Consider the following 7150-nt stretch of genomic DNA (forward strand, 5'->3'; position numbering starts at 1 on the left):
TTCTTTTAAATTTATTTTCTTTTTGAATAAATTTATTTCCATCTCACTATTCTTTTCCATATCTATTTTTATTGGAAAATATCCTTTACTTCTGATATTTTCCATTAAGAGCTCTTTGCTCTCCACTTCAAGACTACCTTCTATTACATCACCTTGCATATTTTTTGCTTTGTACTTGTAAATAGCCATATACCTTTATACCCCTTTTACTCTCTTAAATATGCCACTCGCATAAGCTCATCTATTGTTGTTATACCTTGCATTACTTTTTCTATACAAGCTTTATTTAATGTTTTCATTCCATTTTTCATTGCAATTTCTTTTAAGGTATCTGAATCTTCATTCCTTATAATTCCTTCACGCATTTCCCTATTTATACTTAATATTTCATATATACCAGTTCTACCTTTATATCCAGTATTATTACAGTATGAACATCCCTTCCCTCTTTTTAGTATTACTTTTTCATAAAATGGAATTCCTAATAATTTTTTCTCATAATCTGCTGCTTCATATTCTTCTGTACATCCCATACAAACTTTTCTTACAAGCCTTTGTGCTATAATTCCAACTAAAGATGTTGAAATTAAGAATGGCTCAATTCCCATATCTATAAGTCTTACTATAGTTGAAGGTGCATCATTTGTATGAAGTGTGCTTAAAACAACATGTCCAGTTATAGCAGCTCTTGCTGCAATTTCTGCTGTTTCTGTATCTCTAATCTCCCCAATCATTATTACGTCTGGGTCTTGCCTTAGTATTGATTTAAGACCAGATGCAAAGGTCATTCCAGCCTTTGTATTTACATTTACTTGATTTATTCCATCAACAGTAAATTCTACTGGGTCTTCAACTGTTATTATGTTTTTATCTATACTATTTAACTCCCCTAATACTGAGTATAGCGTTGTGGATTTACCGCTTCCTGTTGGTCCTGTTACTAGAACAATTCCATAAGTATTAGAAAGGATTTGAACAAGCTTTTTAATGTCATCATCATCCATTCCAAGTGAGCTTTTATCTTTAAGCTCATTTGATGCTTTAAGTATTCTTATTACAACCTTTTCACCATGAACTGTTGGAAGACTTGATACCCTGAAATCTATTTTTACACCATCAATTTCTTGAAGGATTCTACCGTCTTGTGGTACACGCTTCTCTGCAATATTCATGTTTGCAAGTATTTTTATTCTTGTTATAAGCATTGATTTTGACCTTATAGGTGCAGTTAACATAATTGAAAGCTCTCCATCAACCCTTGCACGTACACGAATCTCTTTTTCCATAGGTTCTATATGAATATCACTTGCTCCTATTTTTACTGCATTTTGAATAATTGTATTAACAAACTTTATGACTGGTGCATCATCCTCTATATTTTCATGCTTTTCTTCTTCTATTTCATCTAAACCTTCAAGTTCTAAATCTTTAGCAACTTCCTTTGCATATTGACTTCCATAATATTTTGATATGGCTAAATCTATTGAAGTTCTTGTATCAAGAACCTTTAATACACTAAGTCCTGTTACTATACTTATATCTTCATCTGCTAAAAGGTCTAATGGATCTGATGTTACTATACAAATGTTATACTCATCTGCCTGAAGTGGAATTATGTGATGCTTTTGACATAAAGTATCTGGAACTCTATTTAAAATTGTGCTGTCAAGCTCCATAAATTCTAAGTTAACTCTTCTTATTCCAAGTTGAATTTCTAAAGTAGTTATTATATCTTCTTCTGTTGCGTAATCACTTTCAATTAGTATCTCTCCAAGTCTTTTTCCTGACATTGCTTGCTTTGCAAGTGCTGTTCTAAGCTGGTTATCAGTTATCTTTCCATTCTTTACTAATAAATCCCCAAGCCTTCTTTTAACGCCCATTATTTTCCTCCTATGCTTTATATTAGATATTATACATTATTTTACTTTATTTTTAAATATTTCTTTTTAAATTGTTTAATAATTTCTTAATATTTTGTTTTTATATTACTTTATATGCAAAAAAGCAAGCCCATATTACTATAGACTTGCTTTATAATTATCTTTTTATTTTATTTTTTTAGTACATTCCTTCCATTCCTGGAGCTCCTGGAATTTGTTCTTCTTTCTCTTTTACATCAACAACTGCTGCTTCTGTAGTTAAGAAAGTTGAAGCTACTGATGCTGCATTTTGAAGTGCTGATCTTGTTACCTTTGTTGGGTCAACAATTCCCGCTTTAACCATATCTTTGTATTCATTTCTTAATGCATCATATCCTATAACTTCTTCACTATTTTTAACTTTGTCTACAATAACAGACGCTTCAACCCCTGCATTAGTTGCAATTTGTCTCATTGGCTCCTCTAAAGCTCTAACTATAATATCAATTCCAACTTTAATATCATAAACATCTGAATGTAATTCATTTACTTTATTTAATACATTAACATAGGCACTTCCTCCACCTGGAACTATACCTTCTTCAACAGCAGCTTTTGTAGCAGCTAATGCATCTTCAATTCTTAATTTTCTTTCTTTAAGCTCTGTTTCAGTTGCAGCACCAACTTTTACAACTGCAACTCCACCTGCAAGTTTTGCAAGTCTTTCTTGAAGTTTTTCCATATCAAATTCTGATGTAGTTTCTTCAATTTGAGCTTTAATTTGGTTAACTCTAGCTTTTATTTCATCAGAGTCACCTTTTCCATTTACTATTGTAGTGTTTTCCTTAGTTATCTTAACACTTTCAGCTTCACCAAGTTCAAATAATTGAACTTCTTTTAAGTCTTTTCCAAGCTCTTCAGATACAACTTCAGCTCCTGTAAGTATGGCAATATCTTTAAGCATTTCTTTTCTTCTATCTCCAAAGCCTGGTGCTTTAACTGCAACACATGTAAATGTTCCTCTTAATTTATTAACAACAAGAGTTGCCATAGCTTCTCCCTCAATATCATCAGCTATAATAAGAAGCTTTCTTCCATTTTGAACAATTTGCTCTAATATAGGAAGAATATCTTGAATATTATTTATCTTTTTGTCAGTAACTAAGATATATGGATTATCTAAAACTGCTTCCATTTTTTCTGTATCAGTTACCATATAAGGAGAAACATATCCTCTATCAAACTGCATTCCTTCAACAACATCAAGTTCAGTTCCCATTGATCTTGACTCTTCAACAGTTATAACTCCTTCATTTCCAACTCTCTCCATAGCATCTGCTATAAGCATTCCTATATTTTCATCGGCTGCACTAATAGCTGCAACTCTTCCTATATCTTCTTTTCCTGTAACAGGTTTTGATATAACCTTAATTTCTTCAACAGCTTTTTCTACCGCCATATTGATACCTTGTCTTATAAGCATTGGATTAGTTCCTGCTGTTACATTCTTAAGTCCTTCTCTTATAATAGCTTGTGCTAAAAGTGTAGCTGTTGTAGTTCCATCTCCTGCAACATCATTAGTCTTAGTTGCAACTTCTTTAACAAGTTGCGCACCCATATTTTCATATTGGTCTTCAAGTTCTATTTCTCTTGCAATTGAAACTCCATCATTTGTAATTAAAGGTGTTCCAAATTTTTTATCTAAAATAACATTTCTTCCTTTTGGTCCTAAAGTAACTTTAACTGTATCTGCTAATTTATCAACACCAACTTGCATTGCACGTCTAGCATCTTCACCAAATTTAATAATTTTAGCCATAACTATTCCCTCCTATTCAACAACTGCAAGAACATCTTCTTGCTTAAGTATAATAAATTCTTCTCCAGAAACCTTAACCTCTGTCCCTGTATATTTAGCGTAAAGAACTTTGTCCCCTACCTTAACTTCCATATTAACATCCTTAGTTCCAGGCCCTACTGCTACAACCTCAGCTTCCTGTGGTCTTTCCTTCGCTGTGCCTGTTAAAACTATACCACTCTTTGTTTTTTCTTCTGCTTCTAATCTTTTTATAACAATTCTATCACCTAATGGTCTAATCATAATATAAAGCCTCCCTTTTAATTTCCTTTTAGCACTCACTTTATTAGAGTGCTAATCTTTAATTATAATAATATCCCTTCTTAGAAATAATTTCAAACTTTTCTTTAAATATTATTACCTTATTTTCTCTTTTTATGATAAATTAGATTAATCTATTCTTAGAATACTCTAATTCTCTCATTCACACTCTTTTTTTCTCAAAATTTCCCATTTGATATTTTTTTCAATTGTTCTAGAGCTTCCAAAACCTAAGATAATCCAAAATATTGGTGCAACTGAAACTACACTAATATTGAAGTTTGCTTGAAATAAATATCCTACAAGAACTATAAATATTATTTTTATATTCTCATTATTCCTCTTTTTCCATAAATTTTTCATTACAATAAAGATTAACATAATATATGTTATGGCAGATAATATTCCACTTATTCCTGCATAATGTAATATTTCATTATGTGCCTTATCCACAATAGTATTTTGTGCATTCCAAGCCTCTATAATCTCCTTTGGTGCACTCTTCTCAAATCCATACCAAAAGTTTTCAACTCCAGCACCAAGGAAAGGTCTATCTTTAATCATATGAAAAGTTCCTATATATATTCCAAGTCTTCCACTTCCAGCTTTAATATCCTTTTCCTTAAACTCCTTTACCTCTTCCTTAATAGTCTCTACTCTAGCTAATATAACACCTTCACTCTTTGTATTTATAATCATAAAAATCCCTATAAAAGAAACTACTATAATTCCTGCTCTCATAATCTTCTTTTTATCCTTAATAATAAAAAGGAGTCCTACAAAGCATAAAAATAGTAATCCAACCCAAGCACCTCTAGTTTGAGAATAAATAAGTGCTGCAAAATATATTAATGAATAAATTAAATATCTTTTATTATTATAAAAAATAAATAAACTAATAGATAATGCTAAAAATATTAATACATATGTCCCTACAAAATTTCTATTTCCTATAGTTGTATTCATTTTTTCAGCAGTTCCAAGCCAAAACTTCATAAGCTCTACGCCATTGTTTTGGAGGATATAATAAATAGAAACAATAAGTCCACTTCCTAAAAATACTTCAAGTCCCTTTTTACTAAAAATGAAATATCTACTAGCTGCAATAAATAAAACTCCATACATAAATAAAGTTATTATTCCCTCATATCTCCACTTTCCACCAAAAATAGCCCGCTCCAAATCCTCTGCAAAAATTGCTGATAAAAAAAGCAGTAAGAAAAATAATAAATATACCTTATCCACTTTTCTATTAAGCTTCTCCTTCTCCTTAATAAGCAAAAGAAAAATTATAAATCCAATAAAATCTAAAAATACCGCCTTTGGAAAATAATATCTATCACTTCCACTTCCTCCAAGTATTAAAGGCATTACACATAAAACTAAATATAATAAAATATTTATAACTTCCTTAGTTTCAAAATCTCTTTCATTTAACTTCTTTATCTTTTCCAAACCCCTCATACATTCCCCTTTTAAATTTATTTTAATACTATCTTATTATAGTATTAAAAAATTAATTCTTAATACTATAAACAAAAAAACTCCACATAATGTGAAGTTTTCTCTCTACTTTAATTTTATTGATTTCTCTATTGCATAGTAAAAAAGATACTGTTGTGCAAATCCTGCTAAGTCTCCAAATTTCTTTTTACCTTCTACTCTTATTTTAGGCATTGATGTTTCATTTAAATTGTAGAAATAATTCATTATTCTTTCCACCCATCTGTCTACAGGAAATGCTCCTTGCTTACCCATTCCAAACAGCATAATACAATCTGCTACCTTTGCACCTACTCCCTTAAACTCTTGAAGGGCTTTATGACATTCATCTTCATTTAATCTTACTATTCTCTCTAAATTAAATTTACCATCTAACTTATGTAAATCCTCAAACACTTTTTCTGATGTATCAATTATATATTTACTTCTAAAAGATCCACCCTCTTCTTTAAGTTCTAATTCAGTAACATCCTTTAAAACCTCAGCCTTTGGAAAAGTATAATATTTATTTCCCTTATACTCTATTTCATTCCCCCATCTCTTACTAATCTTTAAGATAGTTCCCCTAATTACAGGAATACTATTTCTAGCTGAGATAATAAAGCTTATAAGCATCTCAAAAGCCTCTTGATTAAGAAGTCTAATACCATAACCAAACTCCATGCACTCCTCTAAAACAGAATCATTCTTCAAAGCATTTTTGACAGTATCATAATCTCTATCCAAATCAAAATACCCAAGCCAAATCTTCTCAAATTCATCTTTATTAGTATTAGAAAAAGTAACCTTATCTCCTTCTTGCTTAATCTCAAGAACCTTTTCAAAAGCCACAATTATATAATGTAAATCACTAATCTTCTCCCATCTAAAGCATTGTCCACACTCTAAAATCTGCTCCAAGTTAAAGTTCTTAATTCCATTTAAAATAACCTTATCATCTATATACTCTATTTTCTTATAATCCATAAAAATTCTCCAATCCTAGTAAGTTTAACTTACCATAATATTTATTATAGCTATTTCCTTAATTATATTAAACTATTCAAGAAGTATCAATTTTCTCTCCTTTCTTATTTAACAATTCTTTGCTATACTGTAACAATACATAATTTAATTAAAGGAAGTGTTTATAACAAATATGGATTATAAAAAAATAGAAAACACATTTAAAAATGAAAATGATTATACAGTGATGACAATCTTAAATAAAAAAGGTAAAGAATTCGAAGTTAAAGTAGATACAGACTCTGTTGACAAAATAAAAGCTGAAGGAACTTGGTTTGCTGAATGGAATAAAGATTCTAATAGCTACCTTGTAGTTAACATTCACTCTTCAAAAACAAATAAAAAAGGTAAATCATTAAAACAAAACCTTGGAAACATAGTTTTAAATGAAGATATAAATGCACCAATCATCCATAAAAATGGAGATACTTTAGACAATAGAGCAGCAAACCTAGAAGTTTTCAACAGAAATGCAATGAACGAAACAGAAACTGTGGATAATAATACAGTAGCTATAATTTTAAAAGATAAATCTGGAAACAAAATTGCAAAAACATTAATCTCAAAAGAAGACCTAAATGATGTAGTAACAGACTTCTACACATGGACACTTTACAAAACAAACAGAGAAACAACAGTAGTTGCAAATACACCAGAAGGAAGA

General features: G+C 30.3%; 6 protein-coding genes and 1 pseudogene. 1 reads left to right on the forward strand and 6 read right to left on the reverse strand.

Translation table 11 applies throughout. The features are described 5' to 3' along the window. From ACRDDY_RS02415 to ACRDDY_RS02440, 6 genes and pseudogenes are all read right to left on the reverse strand, one after another. Positions 1-189: pseudogene (locus ACRDDY_RS02415) on the reverse strand (hypothetical protein); the annotation flags it as partial. A 17-nt stretch (positions 190-206) separates the two neighbouring features. After that, a complete protein-coding gene (locus ACRDDY_RS02420) occupies positions 207-1880 on the reverse strand; it encodes a GspE/PulE family protein (protein WP_438563379.1) in 1674 nt (557 codons plus the stop codon). 178 nt (positions 1881-2058) lie between these two features. Then, positions 2059-3678, reverse strand: a complete 1620-nt coding sequence (groL, locus tag ACRDDY_RS02425) for a chaperonin GroEL (RefSeq protein ID WP_438563380.1) — start codon at positions 3676-3678, stop codon at positions 2059-2061. Between the two features lie 12 nt (positions 3679-3690). Further along, positions 3691-3963 (reverse strand): co-chaperone GroES, encoded by a 273-nt coding sequence (locus ACRDDY_RS02430; RefSeq protein ID WP_438563384.1) that lies wholly within the window; start codon positions 3961-3963, stop codon positions 3691-3693. Positions 3964-4137: 174 nt separating this feature from the next. After that, positions 4138-5442: an O-antigen ligase family protein gene (locus tag ACRDDY_RS02435; protein ID WP_438563381.1), complete on the reverse strand. Its 1305-nt coding sequence runs from the start codon at positions 5440-5442 to the stop codon at positions 4138-4140. Positions 5443-5547: 105 nt separating this feature from the next. Further along, the gene (locus tag ACRDDY_RS02440) at positions 5548-6447 is read right to left on the reverse strand and encodes a DNA-3-methyladenine glycosylase family protein (protein WP_438563382.1); all 900 of its coding nucleotides are present in this window, start codon (positions 6445-6447) and stop codon (positions 5548-5550) included. A 172-nt stretch (positions 6448-6619) separates the two neighbouring features. Here ACRDDY_RS02440 and ACRDDY_RS02445 point away from each other — a divergent pair. Next, on the forward strand, positions 6620-7150 hold a 531-nt coding region (locus ACRDDY_RS02445; RefSeq protein WP_438563383.1), incomplete at its 3' end, for a hypothetical protein.

This window comes from Clostridium sp. (assembly GCF_051656525.1).
Classification (GTDB): domain Bacteria; phylum Bacillota; class Clostridia; order Clostridiales; family Clostridiaceae; genus Clostridium.

Excerpts from the sequence above, each read along its gene's own strand:
- ACRDDY_RS02420 (WP_438563379.1), bottom strand. The coding sequence starts at position 1,880 with ATGGGCGTTAAAAGAAGGCTTGGGGATTTATTAGTAAAGAATGGAAAG.
- groL (WP_438563380.1), bottom strand. The coding sequence starts at position 3,678 with ATGGCTAAAATTATTAAATTTGGTGAAGATGCTAGACGTGCAATGCAA.
- ACRDDY_RS02435 (WP_438563381.1), bottom strand. The coding sequence starts at position 5,442 with ATGAGGGGTTTGGAAAAGATAAAGAAGTTAAATGAAAGAGATTTTGAA.
- ACRDDY_RS02440 (WP_438563382.1), bottom strand. The coding sequence starts at position 6,447 with ATGGATTATAAGAAAATAGAGTATATAGATGATAAGGTTATTTTAAAT.